Source organism: Lachnoanaerobaculum gingivalis (genome assembly GCF_003862475.1).
Lineage (GTDB): Bacteria > Bacillota > Clostridia > Lachnospirales > Lachnospiraceae > Lachnoanaerobaculum > Lachnoanaerobaculum gingivalis.
Map to the genome: position 1 here is coordinate 149,778 of NZ_RRCO01000007.1, position 26,174 is coordinate 175,951.

At 34.8% G+C, this 26,174-nt stretch carries 21 protein-coding genes; 16 read left to right on the forward strand and 5 right to left on the reverse strand.

Annotation, left to right across the window (positions count from 1 at the left end; all coding sequences use genetic code 11):
- Nucleotides 1-31 precede the first annotated feature (31 nt).
- The 4 genes from recF to dnaA form a co-directional block, all read right to left on the reverse strand.
- Nucleotides 32-1,120, reverse strand: coding sequence for a DNA replication/repair protein RecF (gene recF / locus EHV10_RS13550; protein ID WP_128675109.1), 1,089 nt, complete (start codon nucleotides 1,118-1,120; stop codon nucleotides 32-34).
- Complete coding sequence (locus tag EHV10_RS13555; RefSeq protein ID WP_009221218.1) at nucleotides 1,095-1,307, reverse strand: RNA-binding S4 domain-containing protein; 213 nt, start codon at nucleotides 1,305-1,307, stop codon at nucleotides 1,095-1,097. The genes recF and EHV10_RS13555 overlap by 26 nt, the downstream gene beginning before the upstream one ends.
- A gap of 9 nt (nucleotides 1,308-1,316) precedes the next feature.
- Entirely contained in the window at nucleotides 1,317-2,426 is a 1,110-nt protein-coding gene (gene dnaN / locus EHV10_RS13560; protein WP_128675110.1) for a DNA polymerase III subunit beta, read from the reverse strand.
- A gap of 192 nt (nucleotides 2,427-2,618) precedes the next feature.
- Nucleotides 2,619-4,007: a chromosomal replication initiator protein DnaA gene (gene dnaA / locus EHV10_RS13565; protein ID WP_128675111.1), complete on the reverse strand. Its 1,389-nt coding sequence runs from the start codon at nucleotides 4,005-4,007 to the stop codon at nucleotides 2,619-2,621.
- 520 nt (nucleotides 4,008-4,527) lie between these two features.
- Between dnaA and EHV10_RS13570 the strand changes: the two genes are divergently transcribed.
- The 13 genes from EHV10_RS13570 to EHV10_RS13630 all read left to right on the forward strand — a co-directional run bounded on the left by EHV10_RS13570 (nucleotide 4,528) and on the right by EHV10_RS13630 (nucleotide 16,190).
- Nucleotides 4,528-5,157 carry an ECF transporter S component gene (locus tag EHV10_RS13570; protein ID WP_128675112.1) on the forward strand — a complete coding sequence of 210 codons (630 nt, stop codon included), beginning with the start codon at nucleotides 4,528-4,530 and terminating at the stop codon, nucleotides 5,155-5,157.
- A 118-nt stretch (nucleotides 5,158-5,275) separates the two neighbouring features.
- Complete coding sequence (rpmH, locus tag EHV10_RS13575; protein ID WP_007594921.1) at nucleotides 5,276-5,410, forward strand: 50S ribosomal protein L34; 135 nt, start codon at nucleotides 5,276-5,278, stop codon at nucleotides 5,408-5,410.
- A gap of 162 nt (nucleotides 5,411-5,572) precedes the next feature.
- Nucleotides 5,573-5,926 (forward strand): ribonuclease P protein component, encoded by a 354-nt coding sequence (gene rnpA, locus EHV10_RS13580; protein ID WP_128675113.1) that lies wholly within the window; start codon nucleotides 5,573-5,575, stop codon nucleotides 5,924-5,926.
- Nucleotides 5,907-6,143 carry a membrane protein insertion efficiency factor YidD gene (gene yidD / locus EHV10_RS13585; protein WP_128675114.1) on the forward strand — a complete coding sequence of 79 codons (237 nt, stop codon included), beginning with the start codon at nucleotides 5,907-5,909 and terminating at the stop codon, nucleotides 6,141-6,143. The genes rnpA and yidD overlap by 20 nt, the downstream gene beginning before the upstream one ends.
- Before the next feature lie 56 nt (nucleotides 6,144-6,199).
- A complete protein-coding gene (locus tag EHV10_RS13590; RefSeq protein ID WP_128675115.1) occupies nucleotides 6,200-7,456 on the forward strand; it encodes a YidC/Oxa1 family membrane protein insertase in 1,257 nt (418 codons plus the stop codon).
- 10 nt (nucleotides 7,457-7,466) lie between these two features.
- Nucleotides 7,467-8,399: an RNA-binding cell elongation regulator Jag/EloR gene (gene jag / locus EHV10_RS13595; RefSeq protein WP_128675116.1), complete on the forward strand. Its 933-nt coding sequence runs from the start codon at nucleotides 7,467-7,469 to the stop codon at nucleotides 8,397-8,399.
- Nucleotides 8,400-8,495: 96 nt separating this feature from the next.
- Entirely contained in the window at nucleotides 8,496-9,866 is a 1,371-nt protein-coding gene (gene mnmE, locus EHV10_RS13600) for a tRNA uridine-5-carboxymethylaminomethyl(34) synthesis GTPase MnmE (protein ID WP_128675117.1), read from the forward strand.
- Between the two features lie 32 nt (nucleotides 9,867-9,898).
- On the forward strand, nucleotides 9,899-11,788 hold the full coding sequence (gene mnmG, locus EHV10_RS13605) for a tRNA uridine-5-carboxymethylaminomethyl(34) synthesis enzyme MnmG (RefSeq protein ID WP_128675118.1): 1,890 nt from the start codon (nucleotides 9,899-9,901) through the stop codon (nucleotides 11,786-11,788).
- Nucleotides 11,781-12,506 (forward strand): 16S rRNA (guanine(527)-N(7))-methyltransferase RsmG, encoded by a 726-nt coding sequence (gene rsmG / locus EHV10_RS13610; protein ID WP_128675119.1) that lies wholly within the window; start codon nucleotides 11,781-11,783, stop codon nucleotides 12,504-12,506. The genes mnmG and rsmG overlap by 8 nt, the downstream gene beginning before the upstream one ends.
- Nucleotides 12,507-12,864: 358 nt before the next feature.
- Nucleotides 12,865-13,809, forward strand: coding sequence for an alpha/beta hydrolase (locus EHV10_RS13615; RefSeq protein WP_243116146.1), 945 nt, complete (start codon nucleotides 12,865-12,867; stop codon nucleotides 13,807-13,809).
- Between the two features lie 173 nt (nucleotides 13,810-13,982).
- Nucleotides 13,983-14,753, forward strand: a complete 771-nt coding sequence (locus tag EHV10_RS13620; RefSeq protein ID WP_128675120.1) for a ParA family protein — start codon at nucleotides 13,983-13,985, stop codon at nucleotides 14,751-14,753.
- Nucleotides 14,754-14,755: 2 nt separating this feature from the next.
- A complete protein-coding gene (locus tag EHV10_RS13625; protein WP_128675121.1) occupies nucleotides 14,756-15,682 on the forward strand; it encodes a ParB/RepB/Spo0J family partition protein in 927 nt (308 codons plus the stop codon).
- Between the two features lie 4 nt (nucleotides 15,683-15,686).
- Complete coding sequence (locus EHV10_RS13630) at nucleotides 15,687-16,190, forward strand: DUF4446 family protein (protein WP_128675122.1); 504 nt, start codon at nucleotides 15,687-15,689, stop codon at nucleotides 16,188-16,190.
- 38 nt (nucleotides 16,191-16,228) lie between these two features.
- On the opposite strand, the gene EHV10_RS13635 is transcribed toward EHV10_RS13630, so the two are convergent.
- Complete coding sequence (locus EHV10_RS13635) at nucleotides 16,229-16,771, reverse strand: biotin transporter BioY (protein ID WP_128675123.1); 543 nt, start codon at nucleotides 16,769-16,771, stop codon at nucleotides 16,229-16,231.
- A gap of 214 nt (nucleotides 16,772-16,985) precedes the next feature.
- Between EHV10_RS13635 and EHV10_RS13640 the strand changes: the two genes are divergently transcribed.
- From EHV10_RS13640 to EHV10_RS13655, 3 genes are all read left to right on the forward strand, one after another.
- A complete protein-coding gene (locus EHV10_RS13640; protein ID WP_128675124.1) occupies nucleotides 16,986-18,374 on the forward strand; it encodes an ISNCY family transposase in 1,389 nt (462 codons plus the stop codon).
- Nucleotides 18,375-18,562: 188 nt separating this feature from the next.
- Complete coding sequence (locus tag EHV10_RS15585; protein ID WP_279221846.1) at nucleotides 18,563-18,817, forward strand: helix-turn-helix domain-containing protein; 255 nt, start codon at nucleotides 18,563-18,565, stop codon at nucleotides 18,815-18,817.
- Nucleotides 18,818-19,649: 832 nt separating this feature from the next.
- Nucleotides 19,650-26,087, forward strand: coding sequence for a MucBP domain-containing protein (locus tag EHV10_RS13655; protein ID WP_128675126.1), 6,438 nt, complete (start codon nucleotides 19,650-19,652; stop codon nucleotides 26,085-26,087).
- Nucleotides 26,088-26,174 lie beyond the last annotated feature (87 nt).

Below are 26,174 nucleotides of genomic sequence, written 5' to 3' on the forward strand. Positions count from 1 at the left end.
TATAATAAGAAAAAAGAGGTGCAAAACACCTCTAAATTTTACCTTCTGTTACTATTCCTGCTTTTACTTTAAATACCTTTCCAATATCCAACGATTTATTCAAAAAGTCTTCAACGCCTGTACAGGTAATCAAAGTTTGAATATGTTTTATGGACTCAAGTAGATGTGACTGTCTTTTTCCGTCAAGTTCGGATAATACATCGTCCAGTAAAAGTACCGGAAATTCTCCATATCTTGATTTTATAAGCTCTATCTCAGATAATTTTAATGATAAGGCAAGACTTCTTTGTTGACCTTGAGATCCGAACTTTTTCAAATCCATTTCACCGTTTAAAAAAAATGAAAAATCATCCCTATGCGGTCCTACATTTGTAGTCTTATACCTTATATCACTTGCTCTTGATTTTTTCAGTTCTTCTTCAAAATCATCTTTTTCCACATTCTTTTCATATACTACATTTATCTTCTCACCACCTGAGAGTAAAGAATGTATATCGAAAATGACCTCATTTAATTCTTTTATAAAGGCTTCTCTGTAAGCAATCAAATCCTTACCGTATTTTACAAGTTGCATATCCCAGATATCCAAAGTATCCTCAACACCGCTCTTAAAACCGATTTCTTTTAAAAGCTTATTTCTCTGATCAAGCACCTTATTGTAGGTAACCAAAGTGGAAACATAGAGCTTATTTAACTGACAAAGCTCCATGTCCACAAAATTTCTTCTCTCTTTAGGACTTCTCTTGATAATATTCAAATCTTCAGGAGAAAAAAATACAACATTGCAGGTACCGAAAAGCTCACTAAGCTTTCTTATCGGAATGCCGTTTATAGCGACTCCCTTAGACTTGCTCTTTTTCAAATGCATATCAAGCCTTACCGATGAGTTGTTTTTTTCTATCATCAGCTTAATATGCGATTCATTGCTTCCGAATTTTATAATATCTTTATCTTTACTTCCTCTATGAGACTTTGAAGTGGTGGCAAGATATATTGACTCCAAAATATTTGTCTTTCCCTGCGCATTGTCACCATAAAATATATTTACACCGCTTGAAAGCTTGATATTCAAACTCTCATAGTTTCTATAGTCCTTAAGCTCCAACGATTCTATAATCATTGTTCTCGTATGTAAATATATCGCCGTCTCTAAGTTTCTTGCCTCTTCTAAGCTCTACCTCCGAATTTACCAAAACCTCTCCGGCCTGTATTACCATCTTAGCTTCTGAACCCATTGATACGGCACCTGCAAGCTTCATAGCCTGCTCAAGCTTTATATATTCATCTCTAATTCTAACTTCCTGCATACTTCACCTTTATCCTACAAAATTTACCGGCAATATCAAATATGTATATGAATTCTTATCATCTTTGATAAAACATGGAGATTTTGCATTTGTAAAATAAATATCTACAAACTCATCATCAATTACCTTTAATGCATCCACTAAGAACTTAGGGTTGAAGGCAATCTTTAAATCACTTCCGCTTTTTTCAATGTTTACTTTGGCATCCATAAATCCAAGTGACGAATTTACAGACAATGTAAGTGTTCCGTTTTCTATATCAAGAATCAAAGGCTTATGCTCATTTTCCCTGATAAGTATCATAGCCTGCTCTATTGCACTTTGGAATCTGTTTCTGCTGACGGTAACTTTGGTATCATAGTCATTTGAGAGCATGGTCTCAATTCTGAAATATTCACCGTCAAGAATTCTTGATAATACCAGCGTTCTGTCAAACTCAAAAAGTATATGATCCTTTGAAAAATAAATATTAACATCTTTTTGAGTATCACTGTCAATTATCCTCATAACTTCCTGTAAGGACTTGATAGGAACCACGCATCTTTGATTCTCGAAACTTCCGTTTAATTCGATATTTCTTATAGACATTCTATGTCCGTCAAGAGTAACGAATTTAGCCACATTATCTTTAATATCTATAAGCTCTCCGCCCATCATTCTGTTGATATCGCTTATAGCTGTTGAGAACTCCGTCTGTCTGATAACTTCTTTTAAACTAAACTGTGAAAGCTTTATAAAATCATCCCTGTCTACCTGCGGCATAGGTATAAATTCTACAGGGTCTATTCCCATGATATTAAATATCGCCTGGTCACATCTTATAGTTGTCTTAAAATCCTTATCTACGTCAAGTTCTATTAAAGAATCTGTATTATCAAATTTTCTTACAATATCGGAGAAGAGTTTTGCATTCAAAACCACTCCACCCGGATTTACTATAATCGCATCCACCTCTGTTTGGATTGAAAGTTCTGTGTCTGTAGCATCTAAAACAACTCTGTTATCAGCTGCCGTTATAAGTATTGATTCTAAAATAACACTTGAAGTCTTAGTAGATATAGCCTTCATTACAATGCCAAGAGCATTTACCAATTGTGCTTTTTGAAATTTTAAATTCATTGTTCCTCCGGTTGGCAATTTTTACTCAAAAAAAGAGCTCGCTCGCCATGATAAATAATTAAATATATTTTAGTATTAGTATTATTATAGTGTGTGGATAAGTGTAAAAGTCTAAAAAGCCTTGTAAATACTTGCTTTTTAGCTGATTTTTGTAAACATCACCATGTTTGGGAACTACCCGTATAATTTGGATTACTGTGGAGAAATCTTCTTTTTGATAGTTTCAACAGTTTGATTCAGCTCACTGTCGGAGACGATTCTCTTAGTAATTACATCCTCGGAATTGACTATCGTAGAGTGATCTCTGTCACCTAAAAATTGGCCTATTTTAGTTTGAGTATCATTGGTCATTTTCCTACAAAGATAAACTGTAATATGTCTTGCAGTGGCTACAGGCTCTTTTCTGCCCTTGGCTTTTAACTCCGCCACGGTGATATTGAAATGATCCGCCACCACAGTTGCAATATATTCTGAAGTTATTTTTGTAGGAGCATCGGGAGTAATCATATCCTTTAGTACCGTTTTTGCCAGCTCTATATCAATTTCCTGATTTTTATTAAGTCTGCTCATGGCATAAAGCTTATTCAGTGCTCCCTCAAGCATTCTTATATTACTCTTTATATTGGTAGCAATAAATTGAATAACTTCATTATCAATGTTTTTGCCGTCTCTTTCTTCCTTACTTCTAAGAATTGCCATTCTTGTTTCAAAGTCCGGAGAAAAAATCTCTACTGCCACACCCCAGGCAAATCTTGAACGAAGTCTCTCTTCAAGGTTTTTAAGCTCCATAGGAGGTCGGTCTGAAGAAAGTATTATCTGTTTTTTCTGCTCATACAATGCATTGAAAGTATGGAAAAGTTCTTCCTGTATTGCATCCTTACCGCCGATAAACTGAATATCATCAATAAGAAGCACATCAACATTACGATATTTTGAGCGATATTCCTGTAAATTACTGTTTTTAAGCGCATCAATATATTCATTAAGGAATTTCTCACTGCTGACATATAAAATTATTGCCTCCGGATTGTGTTCCAATATGTAATGAGCAATAGAATGCATCAAGTGAGTTTTTCCAAGACCAACGCCTCCATATATAAAGAAGGGATTGTAATGCTCCCCGGGATTTTGACTTCCCGGAGATTCAGCTACAGCTATAGCGGTTGCATGTGCCAGATCATTACTTTTACCTACTACGAATGTATCAAAAGTATAAAGCGGATCCAGATTTGCACTTAAAAGCTTCAGGTTGTTTACCGGATGTCTCTTATTATCTATCAGTGTATTTTGATATTTTTTTGTTTCCTGTTCCGACTTTTCTCTAAAAACAACATTACATTTTATTAAGGTAACTTCCTCTATGGATACCGAAAGGTATAGGGAGTATTTTTTTGTAACATAAGTTTTAAAAGGTTGTGAAGGAACAGTGATGATCAAGGTATAATTTCCCTTTGAGTCCTTATCGATTGATGTAGGAATCATGGGTTTTATCCATGTATTGTATGATACAGGTGAGAGCTCATAATCATCTCTTAAAAACGTGATTATTTCCTCCCAACTGGATTTTATCTTATCTATCATCCTTTTTACTCCTTTAGGATAAGTATAAACTAGGTAAAGTATATCAAAAAAAGGTATTCATATCAATGTAAAGAAAAAGTAAAAAAGAAAATTATCAACATAGATATTCACAAAGTTATGGACAACGTAGTTGATTAAAAACTATAAAATAAATTATCCATATTAAAAAATGATAAAAACAGATATAAAAAAGCCTTATACACAGAATGTTGATAACGATGTTGACAAAGAAAAATGGCTTAAAATATAATAAAACAAGAGATATCAACATTGAGATAAAATAAAATATCCACACACTATCAACAAAATGTGGATAACTAAAATATAAACATTTAGATTTTAAGAAATGAAAATATATCTGTAAATGTGGATAATTATGTTGATAAGAATTTTAACAGCCGGAAATCCGGGTAACAATATTAATACTTTGAGATAATAAAAATATTGATAAAACGCAGTATTAAATATATAATATTAAGTGCATTATATCCAATAGGAGTAGTAGCGAGAGGAGAAAAAAATGAAGAGAGATTCTTATCAGAAGACAAAAAGAATGGTAATCATGGCTATCTTTATAGCTATAATTATTATTCAGACATTGGTACCTATTTTGGGATTTATACCGCTTGGTATAATGAACGCAACCATCATTCATGTAACGGTAGCCATAGGGGCGATATTACTTGGATGGAAAGAAGGAGCAGGACTGGGATTTGTATTCGGACTTGGCAGTATGTGGAAGAACACATTTATGCCGAACCCGACATCATTTTGTTTTTCACCGTTTGCACCGGCCATAGCGGGATACACAGGTGGAATAAGATCGGTTATAGTGTGCTTTCTTCCGAGAATACTGGTAGGTATAGTGGCTGCACTTGTTTTCAGAGCAATGAGAAAAACAGGTAAGGTGAAAATAGCACTCCTGGTATCAGGAGCCATGGCGGCAATAACAAACACAATATTGGTAATGAGCGGTATATACTTTTTGTTCGGAGAGCATTATGCAAGCGCAACAGGAAGAGAGATTGCACAGTTGCCGGTTATAATAGTAGGTATAATAGGAACACAGGGAGTAGCAGAGGCAATAGTATCTGCAATCCTTACTTTAGCTGTAGCAGGTACATTATTAAAAATCAGTGAAGAGCGATAAAGCTATTGACTTGTATACCTTCTTTATATATAATACTAGGGTGCGTTCTTTGGAAAAGTAAAGAACATAGACTTGAGAAAGACTGGACAAACGAAAAGAAATAAGGAGGTATCAGATCATGAAGATGACATTCCAACCTAAGAAGAGACAAAGATCTAAGGTTCATGGTTTTAGAGCAAGAATGAGTTCAGCAGGCGGTAGAAAAGTTTTAGCTGCCAGAAGAGCAAAGGGAAGAGCTAGATTATCAGCTTAAAAAAATAAGGCAATAGCCGGAAAACAGATGAGTACTACATTATGTAGTAAAGGATTTATCTGTCGAAGATTACTTAGGGATAGTCTTATGACTATCCTTTTAGTTTATGGTAGTATTACATTTAATCTAATATAAGATGCGTTTTGCATTTGAGGAGTTTATGTGAAAAATTTTCCTTCTTTAAGAAGTAATGCTGATTTTCAAAGGGTATATAAGAACGGAAAGTCATATGCCAATAAAACTCTTGTAATGTATGTATATGGAAATGAGTTGGATTACAACAGGATAGGTATATCGGTTTCAAAGAAAAACGGTAACAGTGTAGTAAGACATACATTTGCAAGGAAAATCAGAGAAATTTTCAGGTTGAATAAGATTGAGAAAAAGGGATTAGATATAATAGTAGTAGTACGAGTAGGCGCAGATGTAGGTGATTATCATAAATTGGAGAGTGCCTACTTACATTTGCTGAAATCACATAGACTGGATAGAGAAAATGTTGAAGAAAATAAATAGCTTAGTATTAAAGGGTATGATTAAGCTTATTAGATTCTATCAAAAATATCTGTCACCGTTAAAGGTCAGAACACATTGTATTTATACTCCTACCTGTTCACAATATGCCATAGAGGCTTTAAAAAAACATGGCATAATAAAGGGGTCACTGCTTAGCATATGGAGAATACTCAGATGTAATCCTTTAGCCAAAGGTGGATACGATCCTGTACCATAAGTATATTTATGGAATTTAGTAAGTTAGAAAATCTAATGAAATTTGGAGGAATTAGCTTGGACGTTGTATTATTAACAAAGTCATCCACACCTATTATAGGTTGGTTTGCTGAAATACTTGGATTTATAATGAATCTGATATTTGATTTGGGAATTACAAATATCGGTGTCGCTATTATAATTTTTACACTGGTAATTAATATAATAATGATACCTTTGACTATAAATCAGCAGAAGTCACAAAAACTTCAGGCTGTAATTCAGCCTGAGATAAAGGCCATACAGGATAAATATAAAGGAAAAACAGATAATGAATCGGCAATGAAGATGAATGCTGAGACCAGAGCCGTATACAGTAAGTATGGTACAAGTATGGCCGGCGGATGTCTTCCGCTTCTTATACAGATGCCTATACTGTTCGGCCTTTATCAGGTTATATACAGAATACCGGCATATGTAACAAGTGTTCGCAGTGTATTTGAAACTGTAGCTACTTCACTTATGCAACAGTCTGATTATATAAATAAGATAAGTGATTTGGCAAAAGCTGTAAGACTTCCTGTAGAAAATAATGATTATACAATTCCAAATAAAGTAATAGACTTATTATATAAATTTACACCTGAAAAATGGACTACATTGTCGGAGACATTCCCAAATATGAGCAGTGTCTTGGAGACAAGTGTTCCTCTTATTAAGCAGATGAATTCATTCCTTGGTATTGATTTATCAGTATCACCATGGCAGGGAATGAACAATATAAATATAGCATGGATAATACCGATATTGGCCGGAGTTACACAGTTTATATCAACTAAGGTAATGACAACAAACCAGCCGAAGAATGGAGAGCCTGAGAATGAAATGGCAAAACAGATGCAGAGTATGAATACTGTAATGCCTATTATGTCTGTAGTATTTTGTTTTACTCTCCCTGCAGGTATCGGTATATACTGGATAGCTTCCGCACTTGCAAGAACAGTTATTCAGTTACTTGTAAACTACAGACTTAAAGATCTTGATATTGATAAGCTTGTAGAGTCAAATCTTGCAAAGCAAAATGCAAAGAGAGCAAAGCAAGGACTTCCTGCATTAAGCGCAAATAAGAAAGTTATTGAAAATGCAAAGCATATGGATGAGATAGAAAAGCAGGAAAAAGAAGACAGAGCTAAGAAATACGAAGTGAATGCCAAGAATTTAAAGGATTCTACAGAGTATTACAATAAGGATGCAAAACCGGGTTCACTTGCTTCAAAGGCTAATATGGTAGCCAAGTACAATGAGAAGCAGGCAAATTCTAAGAAAAATAAATAGGAGGAATGAGATGGACAGTGCTAGAGTTTCAGCAAGAAATTATGATGAAGCTTTAACCAAGGCTTTAATAGAGCTTGGAACCACAAGTGATAATGTGGATGTAGAGATAATTGAAAGAGGCACTAATGGATTTTTGGGAGTTTTCGGTGCAAAGCCTTGGACTCTTAAGGTTACAGTAAAGAAATCTGCTGATACTGAGAAAAAGAATTCATCAGAAAAGAAACATGAAAAGCAGAGGGAACAAAAATCTCCTATTGAGAAAAAAGAAGTAGAGAAAAAGGAAACCGCATCAGAAAAGGTAGAGACTGTTGTACAAGAAGCTATAGTAGAAGAAAAAGAGACTTCGCCAAAGTCTGAAGAAGCTGTAGATGAATATACACAGTTTTACGGTGAGGAAGAGCCTTCTTCTGCAAGCAGACGAGTACTTACAAATGATGAGCTTGAGCAGATAAGAGACAAAGCAGATACTTTCTTAAAGGATTTCTTCACAGCAATGAATCTTCCTGCACATGCGGTATATAATTTCTCATTTAAGACAAATGAGCTTTCTATCGTAATAGAGAGTGAAGAAGACTTAGGCGTATTGATAGGAAAAAGAGGTCAGACTCTTGATTCACTTCAGTATATATTGAGCCTTGTAGTAAATAAGAGCAGTGAAAGCTATATAAGAATAAAGCTTGATACTGAAAACTACAGAAAAAAGAGAAAAGATAAACTTGAAATGCTTGCAAAGAATATAGCTGCAAAGGTAAAGAAAACAGGCAAGTTTACAGAGCTTGAACCTATGAATGCTTATGAGAGAAGAATCATACATGCTGCACTCCAAGGAGACAATATGGTATCCACAAAGAGTGTAGGTGAGGAACCTTTCAGACATATAACAGTTTATCCGAAGAAGAATTTCAAACAAAACAGAAGAAGCCCTAAAAGGGAAATACAATAAGAACCGGTCTTGTGAAAGAGGGCTGTTAATAACATAGTTATTGATAGTCCTCTTTTATTTTAGTAATAATTATAATAAAAGTAGGATTATATAAATATGAAGAGAACAGATACTATTGCCGCTATAGCAACAGCACTTGGAGAAAGTGGAATAGGCATAATAAGAATAAGCGGAGAAGATGCCATAAGTATAGCCGATAAGATATACAGCGGAAAGAAAAGACTGATTGAGGCGGACTCACATACTATCAACTACGGACATATATTTTTCGGTGAAGAGATAATAGATGAAGTTTTGGTAATGCTGATGAAAGCACCGAGAACATTCACAGGCGAAGATACAGTAGAGATAAACTGTCATGGTGGTATATTGATACTTGAAAAAGTATTGCATGCAGTACTGGAGTCGGGGGCAAGGATGGCACTTCCTGGAGAATTTACAAAGAGAGCCTTTTTAAACGGAAAGATGGATCTAAGTCAGGCGGAAGCGGTCATAGATATAATAGAGGCAAAGAATGAACTGGCATTAAAAGCCGGAATCAGACAGCTAAACGGAGCTGTGACAGAAAATATAAAGACAATAAGGGCTCAGATACTGGAGCAGATTGCATTTATAGAAGCCGCACTTGACGATCCTGAACATTATTCACTGGACGGATACAGTGATAAACTCAAAAAAATAGTAAAGAAATTATATACAAGAATAGAATACTTAAAGAAATCATTTAAAGATGGAAGTATTATAAAGGAAGGTATAAATACGGTCATAATAGGAAAGCCGAATGCCGGAAAATCTTCCATTTTAAATCTCCTTTCAAGAACAGACAGAGCAATAGTTACCGATATAGCCGGAACAACAAGAGATACATTGACAGAGAATATCAAACTGTCAGGTATCAGCTTGAATATCACGGATACAGCCGGTATCAGACAGACTGATGATGTGGTGGAAAGTATAGGAGTGCAAAAGGCAATAGAAGCAAGTAATAATGCAGACTTGAATTTGGTAGTAATAGACGGGCTTTTACCTTTAGATAAAGAAGATATAGAGCTACTTGAAAGTGTAAAAGATAAAAATGCAATAATATTGCTTAATAAATCAGATAAAGAACTTAAATTAAGTATTGAAGATATCAAGAAGTACAGCGATAAGGACGTTATAATATTCTCAGCCAAGGAAAATATAGGAGTAGATGAATTAGAGGATATGATCAAGGCTAAGTTTATTTCAAAAGAGATAAATTTCAATGATCAAGTAATTATAACAAATATAAGACATCAGGAAATAATAAATGAAGTATCGGAATCTTTGGAAATGTGTCTTTCAAGTATCGAAGAAGGATATGAAGAGGACTTCTTTACAATAGATCTTTTGAATGCCTATGAAGCATTGGGTGAGATAATAGGTGAAACAGTGGATGATGATGTTGTAAATGAAATATTCTCAAAGTTCTGTATGGGTAAGTAATTTGATTGTATACAATTAAATAGAGGTAGTTAATGAATATAATAGAAAAAGTATATGATATTGTAGTAGTTGGAGCAGGCCATGCAGGATGTGAGGCGGCACTTGCAAGTGCAAGACTTGGACTAAAGACAGTGATATTTACAGTAAGCGTGGATTCAATAGCTTTGATGCCATGTAATCCAAATATAGGTGGGAGTTCAAAAGGACACCTTGTAAGAGAACTTGATGCACTTGGCGGAGAAATGGGGAAATGTATTGATAAAACATTTATACAGTCAAAGATGTTGAATGCATCAAAGGGTCCTGCAGTGCACTCTCTCAGAGCGCAGGCTGACAAGCAGGAATATTCCAAAGAAATGAGAAAAACCTTGGAGAATACTCCAAATCTTACTATATGTCAAAAAGAGATAACAAAGCTTATAATTGAGGATAATATATGTAAAGGTGTTGAAACCGTATCAGGAAGTAAGTACTTTGCTAAAGCGGTCATTTTGGCGACAGGTACATATTTGAATGCAAGATGTATATATGGCGAGGTGGCTGAATATACAGGACCGAACGGTCTAAAATCGGCAAATCATCTCACATCCTCTCTTTTAGAATATGGTATTGATTTAAACAGATTTAAAACAGGTACTCCTGCCAGAGTTGACGGTAGAACTATAGATTACAGTGTGATGCAGGAGCAATATGGAGATGATCCGGTAGTACCTTTCTCTTTTGAAACAGATCCTGACAGTGTACAAAAAGAACAGGTTAAATGCTATCTTGCTTATACCGGTGAAAAGACTCATGAAATAATAAGAGAAAATATAGACAGATCACCATTGTTTTCAGGTGCTATAAAAGGAACAGGCCCAAGATATTGTCCTTCCATAGAGGATAAAGTTGTAAAATTCCCTGAAAAAGACAGACATCAAATTTTTGTAGAGCCGGAAGGACTTTATACAAATGAAATGTATCTGTCAGGACTGTCAAGCTCTCTGCCTGAAGATGTACAGTATGCAATGATCAGAAGTATAGAAGGTTTTGAAAATGCGGAAATAGTAAGAAACGGATATGCAATTGAATATGATTGCATAGATGCCAGACAGCTAAAAGACAGCTTGGAATTTAGAGCTATTGAAGGTTTGTTTGCAGCAGGTCAGTTTAACGGTAGTTCAGGATATGAAGAGGCTGCTGTTCAGGGACTTATGGCAGGTATAAATGCAGCCATGAAAGTTATGGGAAAAGAACCGGTTGTAATAGGTAGAGATCAAGGGTATATAGGTGTACTTATAGATGATCTTGTTACAAAAGAAAGTCATGAGCCATATAGAATGATGACATCAAGATCTGAATACAGACTTCTTTTAAGACAGGATAACGCTGATATCAGACTTTCAAAAATAGGCTATGAAGTAGGACTTATATCTAAGGAAAGATATCAAAGACTTCTTGAAAAAGAAAGACAGATAGATGAGGAAATTGAAAGACTTAAAAATATACATATAGGAGCAAATGCTACAGTACAGGAATTTTTAGTAAGAAACGGATCCACACCGCTTCAAACTTCGGCAAACTTGGCAGAAATAATAAGAAGGCCTGAGTTAAATTACGATATTACAAAAGAACTTGATGAGAATAGAAAAGAACTTAGAAAAGAAGTCAGGGATCAGGTAAATATAAATATAAAATATGAGGGCTATATAAAAAGGCAGGAATCACAGGTAAAGCAGTTTAAAAAACTTGAAAACAAGAAAATACCTGTAGATATAGACTATAATAATGTAAACAGTCTTAGAATAGAGGCGGTACAAAAGCTAAGTAAAGTAAGACCAAGCTCTATCGGTCAGGCATCAAGAATATCGGGAGTATCACCTGCAGATATAACCGTACTATTGGTATATTTAGAGACCTATAAGGAGAAAAAGAATGTATAATGATATGGTAAAATACTTATCAGAAAGCAATATTCCGGATGTAGATATATCTGATGAAAAAAAAGAAAAACTGTATAAATTCTATGAGATTTTGGTAGAGAAAAATAAGGTTATGAATCTTACTTCAATAACAGAAATCAAGGAGTTTACATATAAGCATTTTATAGACAGTATTGCTTTGGAAAAAATAGTAAAAGACCTTGGCAGTAATAACTATAATATAGCCGATCTGGGAACAGGTGCAGGTTTTCCCGGAATACCTTTGGCTATAGTGTATCCGAATCTTAATCTTACCTTGATAGACAGTTTAAATAAGAGAATAAAATTTATAAAAGAAACCTGTGATATTTTGGATATCAAAAATGTTAATGCAATACATTCAAGAGCTGAGGATATAGACAGAAATAAAGACTACAGAGAGAAATTTGATATATGTGTATCCAGAGCCGTTGCAAATCTGGCATCACTTTCAGAATATTGTTTACCTCTGGTAAAGAACGGCGGAAGTTTTATATCATACAAATCAAAGGGATATGAAGTAGAAATAGCTGAAGCACAAAAGGCAATAAAAGTGCTTGGCGGGGAAATAGGAAATATTGAAAAGTTTGAGTTGGGCGAATATGGTGAAAGAATTTTAATTGATATAAAGAAAATTAAATCCACACCTAATAAGTATCCCAGAAAAGCAGGTTTACCGACCAAGGAACCTATAAAGTAAAAATATGTTTCACATGAAACATATTTTATCCATACAGTAATGTTTCATGTGAAACATCACCGTATGGATTTTTTTAATATGCATATATTATTATAACAATGTATTTTTTAACATGAGCAAATTACAGTTATATAAGTAAATATAGATTTATATAGAATTGCTGATATATAATTATAAATAATCAAACAATTTGTTTCACATGAAACATTGAAAAATAATAAATTTATTTTAACTGTATCGCATTGATTAGAAAATACTAGTATGATAAAATATAAAAGTAATTACAATATCGAATGAATGTAAGTACAGAATTTATGTGTTGTGCTTATATTATTCTATAAAATAAGGGGTTTAAAAAGTGAAAAAATACCTAAAAATTTTGACTGCTATGGTGATTTCATCCTCTACATTGATAGGTGTATCATTATTAAATAAAATTACAAAAATTCATGCAGTTTCAAAAAATCTTCTTGAGAAAGATAAAACAAAAGAGTTTGAATGGAGATTTGGAAATATAAAATACAGAAAAAAAGGGCATGGTAATCCTATTCTGCTTGTACACTCTTTGGAGGTGGCATCGTCATCTGAGGAATGGTTCAAGGTGATAGATAATCTTGCGAAAACACATACTGTATATACTATTGATTTGATTGGTTGCGGCCTTTCTGAGAAGCCTTTTATGACATATACAAATCATATATTTTCTCAGTTAATTTCTGATTTTATAAAGGTGGTTATAGGTAAAAGGACAACAGTAATAACCAGTGGAAACAGCTCTTCTTTTGTTATTTCAGCATGTGATAATGACAGCACATTATTTGAGAAAATAATACTTGTTTCACCTGAAAAATTGTCAAACGGTCATCTTATACCGGGAAAAAGGGCCAGAACATATAAGGCAATACTCTGTACATCGATTTTAGGAACTCTACTATATAATATAGCGGTATACAAAATCAATATAAAACATAATATAAAGCAGGACTTCTATAAAAAAGAAAAATTTACAGATGATATGTTGGATAAATGTTATGAAGCTGCACATAGAGGTTTGTCTCCAAAATCACTATATTCAAGTCTGGTATGTTTCTATACTAAGAATAACATAAAGTTTGAATTATCTCAAATAGATAACAGTATTATAATATTTGAGGGCAGATTTAATAGAGATTCTTCGGATATAACCAAAGAATATGTAAAGATAAATCCTGCTATTGAAGCTGTGATAATAGATGATTCCAAGAAATATCCCCACATAGAGAATGAAAAGGAATTTTTAAAAGCTTTGAATATATATCTATAGAGAATGTTTCACGGGAAACATTTATTTAAAAAGATATTATAGTGGAAATTCGAAAAAGACAAGGAAATATATAAGCTCTTTTCGGACAAAATAAAGAACGAAAATAATAAAAATAAAAATGTTTCACGGGAAACATAAATATAGAAAGGACAAGCAATTGCTTGAATGATATTATGACAAAAATTATTTCATTTGCAAATCAAAAAGGTGGTGTAGGTAAAACAACTACCGCTGTTAATCTTTCAGCTGCTTTAGCGGAGGCAGGGCAAAGTGTTTTGGCAATAGATTTTGATCCACAGGGGAATTTATCAAGTGGACTTGGAATAGATAAATTAAATACGGAAAAGACTATATATGAGGTTATTATAGGTAATGAAGACATAAATGATACCATACTAAATACCGAGGTGGAAAATCTTGATATTATCCCAAGTAATGTAGATTTATCCGGTGCAGAAATTGAACTTTTGGAACTTGAAGACAGAGAAAGAACTTTAAGAAGAAAAATAGGTGAAATATATAAGCAGTATGATTATATATTGATTGACTGTCCACCAAGTTTGAGTCTTTTGACTATAAATGCTTTTATGGCGTCTGACAGTGTAATTATTCCTATTCAATGTGAATATTACGCTCTTGAAGGATTAAATCAGATGCTTAGAACTGTAAATCTTATAAGAGAAAGACTTAATCCTACTCTTGAAATTGAAGGTATTGTATTTACAATGTATGATGCAAGAAATAACTTAAGCGGACAGGTTATAGAAGGTGTTAAGAGTGTTATATCTGATGAGAATATTTTTGAAACTATAATACCGAGAAATGTTAAATTGGCGGAGGCTCCCAGCTTCGGTATGCCAATAACAGAATATGACACTACTTCAACAGGAGCACAGGCATATAGAATGTTGGCATCAGAAGTACTAAGTAAAAGTGGGAGGTAAAAATGGCAAAGAGAATGGCACTTGGAAAGGGAGCTGATGCTCTTCTTAGAAATATCAACGGAACCAAAGCGGCTATTGACGAAACAACGGACAGAAATATAGAAGAAGAAGGTAAAGGTGCCGGTGAGTTAATGGTAAAAATCTCATTGGTAGAGCCGAACAGAAATCAGCCCAGAAAGATGTTTGATAAGGAAAGCCTTGATGAACTTGCAAATTCAGTTAAACAATATGGAGTATTACAGCCTATTTTGGTAAAAAAAGTAGGAAACAGATATGAAATAGTTGCCGGTGAAAGGAGATGGAGAGCCGCACAAGCGGCAGGACTTTCAGAAGTTCCGGTAGTTGTAAGAGATTATGATGAGCAAAAGGCTAAGGAAATTGCTATCATAGAGAATATTCAGCGAACTGATTTAAATCCTATTGAAGAAGCTTTGGCATATAAAAGTTTGATTGAGGAATATAATTTAACTCAGGAAGAATTATCAGATAAGGTGGCAAAAAATCGCTCTACTATTACCAACTCTCTAAGACTTTTGAAACTCAGTAAAAATATACAGCAGTATATGATTGACGGTCAGATATCTTCAGGGCATGCAAGGGCTTTGTTAAGTCTTGAGGATGAAGGGAAAAGAGAATTGCTTGCTCTGGATATAATTAAGAGAAGTCTCAGTGTAAGAGATACTGAAAAAGCTGCAAAGGCTTTGTCAAAAAAGAAAAAGGTGGATCTTGAAGAGTTAAGTAATGGGGATGATGATACTGCAAGAGATTTATCTTTATTTTATAAGGAGTATGAAGACAGTATTCAGGGTGTTCTTGGAACTAAGGTACATATAAATCAGAAAGATAAAAATAAGGGAAGAATTGAAATAGAATATTATTCTCAAGTGGAGCTTGATAGAATAATGGATATTTTTAAGACATTAGGATAAAAAGATGATAAATTTGACAATTGATAATAGGGTTTTGTTTGGCTTTATCCTGGTGGTAGCTATTTTTAACTTTATATTATTTATATCTATGGTAAAACATAGAGTAAAGTACAGAAGACTTTTCAAGAGTTATGATAATTTTATGGCAGGCAAATCTGCAAAGAATCTTGAGGATATTATAATTCTGCTTAGAAAAGATATACGTAGTTTAAAAAGCGAAAGCAGATTAAACAGAGATGCCATCAGGGAGCTAAACATACTTGAAAGAAACTGTCTGCAAAAAATAGGAATATTGAAATATGACGCATTTGAAGGAATGGGTGGAAAATTAAGTTTTGCACTCTGTCTTTTGGATTACAGAAATTCCGGATATATAATAAACAGTATTCACTCCAGAGAGACTACTTTTAATTATATAAAAATAGTTGAAAACGGTCAGACAGATCAGGTACTTACAGATGAAGAAAAAATAGTATTGGAGCAGGCTTTGGGCTACAGAGAAAGATAAAATAACGGCTATGAAAAATAATTTTCATAGCCGTTATTTTATATATTTACTTTATTTAATCTTTTACTTATTTCAGGTCCTATAATAGCTGCAACAACAATTTTTATTGCATCTCCTATTAAAAAAGGTACTACGCATAATAATAGTGAAGCTATAAATCCCTTTCCCTGCTGTAATGAAAACCACATTGTACCAAGGAAATAACAAATTCCAAGTCCAATGATCATTCCTATAATATCAAAGGCAATACCCTTTTTTAAATGAATAAAAACAGAACTTGCATATACGGTAAATAAAAATCCGATAATATATCCACCTGTAGGTCCGAGTACTTTGCCTATACCGCCTGAATATCCTGAAAATACAGGTAAACCGAATATACCAAGTAATAAAAATATAACTACCGATATAAGTGCTTCCACAGGTTCAAGCACATATGCAGTCAGATAAATTGCAAGTACACCCAAAGAAATAGGTACCGGACTTATAAATATAGGTACGGAAATAGGTGATAAAATACATAGTATTGCTGCCATAAGCGATATTATGGCCATTTTTTTTATTGTAATAGTCTTTTCCATAAAAATCTCCTACTGTAAAAATAAAATATAAGAGAATAATATTATAAAATCAAACAAATGTCAACTTAAAATAAAATCGAGTTGACATTTTTATAAGCCATAAATGATAAAGTCCTGGTATACCACAAATAAAAATGTCCCACTTATGGTAGAATAGTATTTTGTATATTCTAACACTAGGAGGGACTGACTTATCAGAAAGGTTATTTTATCAATGAATGAACAAAGAAAATATGAGGTTATTAAAGGGCTGGTAGATCACCCGGATACAGCTAATAAGGATAGAGCTGCTCTTATCCTAGGATGCACCAAGAGGCATATAAACCGTATGATACAAGGTTATATTAAAGATGGTAAGGCATTCTTTATCCATGGTAACAGAGGTAAGAAGCCTGCCACCACTATCCGTCCTGATGTCAGAAGTCAGGTTATTGATCTATACAGAACTAAATACTACGAGGCTAACTTTGAACACTATACGGAGCTTCTTAAAAAGCATGAGGGTATAAGCATCTCTTCTTCCTCTGTAATGAGTATTTTGGAGTCAGAGTACATTCTATCTCCAAAGGCTACAAAAGCTAAGCGTAGACGCATTAAGCAGGCTCTCAGAGCCAAGAAGCAAGCTGCAACATCAAAAAAGGAATTATCACAGATACAAGCTAACTTAGTAGCAGTTGAAGATGCTCACAGTCGTCGTCCAAGATGTGCTTATTTCGGCGAATTGCTTCAAATGGATGCTACACCTTATGAATGGGTGCCCGGACAGATATGGCATCTACATTTGGCCATTGATGATGCCTCAGGTGTTGTTACGGGTGCATGGTTTGATACTCAAGAGACTCTTAACGGCTACTACCATGTGTTTGAACAGATTCTTACTGATTATGGTATTCCCTATAAGTTTCTTACTGATAAACGAACTGTATTTACATACAAGAAAAAAGGTGCCTTATCTGACGACAAAGACACCTATACACAGTTCGCTTACGCCTGCAAGCAACTTGGTATACAACTTGAATCAAGCAGCGTACCACAGGCTAAAGGACGCATAGAACGATTGAATCAAACCTTACAGTCACGCCTGCCTATTGAGTTTAGACTCGCAGGCGTAACCGACATCAATAATGCCAATGAATTCCTTTACCTCTACATAAAAGAATTCAATGAGAAGTTCTCACTTCCACGTAATGGTATCAAATCTGTCTTTGAAAAGCAACCGTCTAAAGAAAAAATAAATCTTACTTTGGCGGTTTTAACCGAGAGAACTGTTGATGCCGGACATGCGATTCAATTCGAGAAGAAATTTTATAAGATGATAGATAATAAAGGAATGCAGACCCATTATCGAAAAGGTACCAAGGTTATGCTTATCAAAGCATTTGATAGGTCTATGTTTGCGTGCGTAAATGACAAAGATATTTACGCTCTGGAAGAAATACCGGCTCATAAACATAAATCTAAGGACTTGGATGCTGACTACAAACAGACTAAGCATAGAAAGCCTTATATTCCTCCGATGAACCATCCTTGGAGATTAAATGCCTTTAATAAATTCGCACATTCTCAGCCACATAGAATTGAAGAAGACTTAAAAAGCGCATGACAAAAGCCCCTTTTGTGGGGCTTATAAAATATTTTTTTTGGGACATAATCATTTATGCTTGACACTTAAAATAAAATCGAGTTGACATTTTAAATAAAACCTAGGGTGAAAAGTTTATTTCCACTATTACAATAGTTGTATTTAGTAGTACACTTTATGCAAGATAGCTACCGGAAAGGTAGGTAAATATAAAATTTTTAAATCATTTTTATCACTTAACACTTGAAGATAGACACATTATACTCTCCGGCATAACTAATGGTTCCACTAAAACTGCTATTGCTAAAACTATAGGTAAAAATAAGTCCACTGTTTGTAAAGAAATTAAATTGCATCGTAAGTTAACTCACAGATGTAGTATGCCTCTTGAATGTAATAACTTACATACTTCCAAAGCAAACAGACTTGACGTCTATTGGCTTAATCAATCAAAACTCCCTTAACCTTGTTATAAGCCATATAAATTCTGTACATGTTGAAAAATTTGATGGCAAGAGTCCTTTAGAGGTTGCTTCCTTTATGTGTCCTGACATCTATGAAAAACTTATAGCATATGGTATCAAGGAAATAGAAAAAGATAGGATTGTTTTAAAACCATATCTTCTAAAAAATAGACAACTCTAGTTATTGGTAGCTGTCAGGGTGTCTCATAATGGTATTTTACAAGGGAAATTAGTCCTACACTTAAAAAATTTAGATTAAAGTCCACTTATTTATGATGCCAAAAAATTGCATCTATACACCTAAACTGTCTTCAATAACACTTATTGCATCATTTTAGTACTACAAATGTTATATTTACTTGCTTCTGTAGTACTAAATGTAACTTATATAATCGTACTTTTTTAAATTTAATTAAACTTTACATTTCAGCTATATTTAATAATATGATTAATATTAAAAATAAAATTATTCTGTACACAAAAGTAAAGATGAATATTGATTTGATAAAAACTTTCAGTATTATATAAATGCAAGAATAGAAAATCATCACAAAAAGATTATATGATTATTTGTAAAAACCTCGGATAAAAAATATTTGAGGTTTTTTATATAAATAATGCGATTTGCCAAAATTAATTAAACTAAAAGAAAAACATAGAATTAAAGTTTTTAAAATGTTATGCTATATAAGTAAAGAAGTGTTTTAAAGAGTTACATATTATATGCATATTTATGGAAATGTAGCTCTTTATTTAATGCAAAAGACTCAGTATTTATACTTGGTGATTGGAAAATATAGAGTGATAAAAGAAAAACTTATGGAGGTGTATTTTGTTTAGAATTAGTAAAAAAGTAAATATAATATTATTTACGTTATTAATGATTCTGGTTTTTATGTCGAAATTCTTAGCTATTGAAGCATTGGCAACCGGAGGAGGAACTGCTGCAACTACGGACATATCGTATGTTGACGCCGGTCAAACAGTTTCCCTTCCTGGAAAGCCGGAATCGTATTATTTGAATGTGACTGTATCAAGTGATAATTATACGGAACCATATTCAATAATATATTTAAAAAGAAGTGAGTTCAATCAGCCAAGACCTACAGATGTCTCAGGCTCTCCTACGATAAAGAATGTGTCTGTGACATGGGATGCTACATATTGGAAAATAAAAGTTACATATAATTTACTTGCGCCGGGACCGATGGTATCAAATCCTTTCAGAGCAACTATGACAAGTCGTAAGTTTGCAAATGGTGAGACAGCTACTATAGAGACCAGACTTTTTACAAAGGATGGTGTGGAGCTTGCAAATAACACAAAGCAAATTACTGCGGAAACCTATGTTATGGGTGTAAACAGTCCTGATGATGGAACTATTAGAGGTTGGAGTAGAGGTGGAACAGATACAAATGTAATCATATCCGATGATGAGACGGATGCAAGTCATACACATATAAAGAACGGATTTACAGATACTTGGTATTCATATGCACAAAATGGTACTAAGCATGTACATGATACAGAGATAACAGCCAGTAACTATGGTGCAGATAGAAGAAAGACCAGAACGATTCTTACTTTGCCATCAAGTATCATATGGGATCCAAGTTTGCCTGATAATGCAGACTGGACTTATAATCCTGTGGCTCACACAATTACAAAAGATATAGATATGCCAAATGGTGCAATAAGCTATTTTACAAAGTTTACCGCAAAACATAATGGTACTCAAAGTGTAAGTGCATCTAATTATACAACTATTTATATACCACAGACAAATTATCTTATAAATGATGACGGTACTGTGGATATGAGTACTGAAAGAAAATCAAGGATTTATAAATCCTATAGATACTCTCAAAAACTTTATATGTTTAAATGGAATATATTACCTGAAACAGATTCAAACGGCCAGAATAATGCAGGTGACAGATATGTACACTTGGGAGATAATGACGGTAAAAACAAATGGATGATAAATGTATCACAGTATTGGGGTGCTACTCCTGTTACAGGATCAACAGTAAATTTTAAATCAATACTTGATACCCCTAATGAAATGGTGGATTTTACCGGTTATGGTTTCAGAGTTTGGGAATCAATGTTTGATGCGGCAAATCTTGCAAAGTTAAATCAAAATAAGCTTATAGGAATAAATGATGACGGCAGTGAAGAAGTTATTGCTACCAATATAAATTATACTCCTGTAACAAATAAGGTTGATTACTTTAAGTGGGATACCGACCATTCTATGACAGCAAAGCATTATAAAGCAGTAAGACTTGATTTTAATGATGAGATAACTATTTCAGGTTATGCAGAAAACGCTGTCGGTTTATTTTTAGAGACAAAACTTACTCCTCAGGCAGTAACAACTATTGAAAACAGACTTGCTGCAGGACAGCTCTATACAGCATATAATAGAGGAAGGGTTCTTTCAAATACCGGAGACAGTATGAGATACGCTGTGATAAGGAGACATTATCAAAGAGATTATGCAAAAATCAGAATGGATAAGCACTCACAGAATATCAATGGTAATCCTTCTCTTACAAATGTTCAATTAGGTGATAATATAAATTATCATGTATATACGGTTTATGATGCATTTGTCGGTACAGATAGAACTGTGCAAAATGCAAAGGTTATATTTCTTGTGGATCCGGAGTTGGAGTTTGACAGTGCATTGCACCATAATTATCAGGCTCAATATAGATTTACCCTAAATACCACACCTCAGAGAGTGGATAATTATAAGGGTACAGGTAAGACTGCATATATATTTGATTTGGATAATTTTACACTGCCAAAGAGAACAAGTACCTTCAGCGGTGTAGATAGATTGTATTTTAACTTCAAGCCTACTACAAGCCTTGAAGAAGGCGAGCATACTGTAGAGTCATTTATGACATGGGATAATAACTCAACAGATGCAAGCGGTTTTGCTACAAATACAGTATATTCATCTTCAACAGTAGATTTCCTTGATAAGTATGATGCTAATAACAACGGAAGTACTACTGACAGACTTTCATACCAGAGCTTTAAGTTTAACTTTATACCGCCAAGAGCAGTTATCTTAACAAAGAAGCAAAAGCTTACTACAGAGACAAATTATAACAGTGCTATCAATGCAGAGAGCGGAGATATAGTAGAGTATAAATTATCAGCATGGAATAACTCCATAGATAATGCAAGAGCTCTCAATGTAATGGATATATTCCCATATGAAAATGATAAGGAAATAGTAAAAGATGAGCATGGAAACTATATATCCAGAGGCTCAAAGATGTATCCTATCTTGCAAGGACCTGTAACTGCTCCTGCAGGATATACAGTTTACTATTCTACAGATGCCCCTGCAGGAACTATTGAAGCAAATGCGGCAGCCAACTGGGTGCAGGCGGGTGCTATAGCAGACTGGTCAGCAGTTACTATGTTTAAGGCGGTTATGGATAATACCTACCAGCTGGTTCCGGGAAGTACAGATGTATTCACTTATAGAGTGAAGATACCTGAGACAAAGGAACTTGAAGCAGGCTCAAGTGCAAATAACTCAGTAGCATCATGGTATGGAAACAACCTAAACGGTGCTTCAGAGTCACTTATTTCAAAGGTAACTATAAACAAATACATCATAGCCGGTAAGGCATACTATGATGTAGATGAAAATGGTAGCTACAATACAGGAGATATTGTAGCGGCAAACAGACCTGTAAGACTTGTAAAGGTAGACGGCGGTGTTGAGACTGTTATAGATACGATACTTACAGATAATGACGGAAACTATACATTTAAAGATAAGATAAGTACAGAGGGTGATTATAAGGTATATATCGAGACCTTAGCCGGAGATATTATCAGACCTTTAAATGCAAGTACAGCAACACTTATAGGAAATGATTTTACAAATACAGTAAGTCTTCCGTCAAAGATGAAGGAAAATCAGGTACCTGTACCGAATGTAAACTGGGTAGAACTTGAAGTTCCTCTTACAAGAACAAATACAAGTAAAATAAAGAACTTGGGACTTAAGTCCGTATATACAAATCTTGTTGTAAAGCATATAAAGAGGGAGGATAATACCGAACTTTCACCGACTGTGACAACAAGACAGCCAAACGGCACACCATATACAACAGCCCCAGTAACAGATAACTTCTATGAGGCGGAGACTCCACTTCCGACAAATGCAAACGGAGAGTATGGACTGACAGATACTACAGTAACTTACTACTATGTAAGAAAGGCTGCGGGAGATGTGACAGTGCATCACTATGAGGAGAACACTACCACAGAGCTTGCAACAACAGTAGTACAGCCGGGAGCAAATAAGCTTGGACTTGCTTATACCACAACAGAAGAGACCATAAATAATTATGAGTTGGTAGCCCAACCGGCAAATAAGAACGGAACCTTCACAGTGGCACCACAGACAGTGGACTACTACTATAGAAGAAAGAATGCAGGAAATATAACAGTAAAGTACTTGGAAACAGGAACAAATACTCAGTTACATGCGGATAAGATACTTGACGGAACAAAGAAGCTTGGCCTCCCATATTCAGAAAGTGCAGAAACTATAGCAAACTTTGATCTTGATACTACAAACTTGCCAAGCAATGACAATGGAGTATATACTACAGCACCTATAACCATAACTTATTACTATAAGAGAAAGGATGCGGGAAATGTAGTAGCAAAGTATTTAGAGGATACAACAAATACGGTACTTGCAAGTGAAGAGACACAAAATGGAGCAGGAAAGCTTGGACTCCCATATACTACAGTAGCAAAAACAGTAGCAAACTATGAGTTAACAGCAAACCCTGCAAATGCAACAGGAACCTTTACTACAACAGAGCAGACAGTAACCTATGTATATAGAAGAAAGAATGCCGCAAATGTAATAGTAAAGCATCTGGAGCAGGGAAGTAATGCAGTACTTCATCCTAATGAGGTATTAGACGGAACAGGAAAACTCGGGCTTCCGTATACAACAAGATCAAGGACAGCGGCCGAACTTCCAAACTATGAGTTGGTAGCAGGAATTCCTGTATCGGTAACAGGAAGCTATATAGAGCAGGCAACCCCTGTAGAGATAATATATCTTTATAAGAGGCAGGATGCAGGTGATGTAAAGGCAACCTATGTAGACGATATAACAGGTGATGTATTACATGCCCCTGAGATACAAAGCGGTACAAATAAGCTTGGATTACCTTATGATACAGATCAGAAGAGCTTTGCAAACTATGATCTTATAGCGGTGCCTGCAAACAAATCCGGAACTTTTGGAGCCGGAAGTGTGCTTGTGGAATATAAATATAAGCGAAAAGATGCAGCAAATGTAAGGGTAAAGCATATAAATGCAATAACAGGAGCAAGCCTTGCGCCTGATGAAGTATTAAGCGGAACAGGAAGACTTGGTCTTGCATATACAACATCAGCAAAGACAACCGCAGATTTGCCAAACTATGAGCTTGTAGGCGCTATGCCTGCAAATGCAACAGGAACATACAGTTCAGGAGCAGAGATAGTAGTAACCTATCGTTATCAGAGAGAGAATGCAGGAAATGTAATAGCAACATATACTGATGAAGCGGACGGAAGCGCCCTACATGCCCCGGTAGGACAAAGCGGAGACGGAATGCTTGGTCTCCCATATGATACGGAGGTAAAGAACTTTGCGGACTATGACTTGGTAGCCTTACCTGCAAATAAGTCAGGTACCTTCTCAAATACAAATGTAACGGTATCATATGTATACAGAAGAAGAGATGCGGGAGATGTGACGGTAAATCATATAGAGGTTGGAACAGGAAATGTATTATATGCCTCTACAATACTTAACGGAACAAGAAAACTTGGCTTACCATACAGTACAAACAGTGAAAACATAAATCTATACGATCTTATAACAGTACCTGCAAATGCAACAGGAGTGTTTAGTGTTACAGCCCAGACAGTAAACTATGAGTATGCAAGAAAGAATGCGGGAGATGTAACAGTCCATCATATATCAAAGTATGATGGAAGTGATCTTATAGGAAATGAAGTACTTGACGGAAGCAGAAAGCTTGGCCTTGCATACAGTACAAGTATGGCTACAATACCGGACTATGAGATATATACTTTACCTGCAAATGCAAACGGAGTATATACAACTTCAAGCCAGAATGTAACTTATGTATATAAGAGAAAAGATGGAGGAGAAGTAAAAGCCGTATATGTAGATGAGGCGGGAGTAGAGCTTGCAAGCAGTGAAAGTATATCAGGAGTTGAAAATGCAGGACTTCCATATACAACAACAGCAAAGACAATAGCTCACTATGACCTTATAAGTATGCCTGCAAATGCAAGTGGAGTAATAACATCAAGTCCACAGACAGTAACCTATACATATAGAAGAAAGAACGGAGGAAACGTTAAAGTATTCTATGTGGATGAGGAAAGCGGAGAAGACCTGGTGGTACCAAAGGTAATAGACGGAGCAGGAAAGCTTGGTCTTAACTATACAACAGATGTAGAAACAATAGAAAACCTTGATCTGATAAGTATGCCTACAAATGCAAGCGGAGTATTTATTGAAGATGAGCAGACAGTAGTGTATGTATATAGAAGAAAGAATGCAGGAAATGTAACAATTCATTATGTAGATCCGGCAGGAAGAAGCTTAAGTGCAGATGATGTATTAAACGGAAACAGAAAGCTTGGCTTAGCATACAGTACAAGAGCAATAGAGATAAACGGCTATCACTTCTTAAGATCGGAAGGAGATACAAACGGAATCTTTAGAGTAAACGATCAGGAAGTAACCTATGTATACTTAAAGGATCCGAGTGTAATCATAATACCGAACCCATTGATACCTGCAACCCCAAGCAATGTAACAATACCGGGAGACAGAAACAATGATTACATCATAAGACCGAACAGAGCGACACCGTCAATAGCGACAAGATCCAACTCAAGCAGAGGGGGTTCCGGAAGCGGAAGCTCAAATGCAAATATAAGAGCAGAGAAGGTAGTACAATTAATAGATTCAGGAGTAAAGAAAGAAACTCAGGAAGCTAAACCTATAGAAATTCCAAATGCACAGCCTGCAACCGCAGATAGACAGGTTGCCGCAAAGACAAGTGCGGTAGGAAGAGAAAAGTTGCCTGTACCAAAGACAGAGGACAGAGACAATATATATATTTATCTGTTGATGCTTACATTATCTTTGACGGCTTTTGCAAGAGTAAAGAATAAGAAAAACTAAATCTTTTAAATGAGTCCCGACTAAAAAGGTCGGGACTTATTGTTATATTGTAAGAAAATAGTCAGATTTATCAATGTTAAATACAAT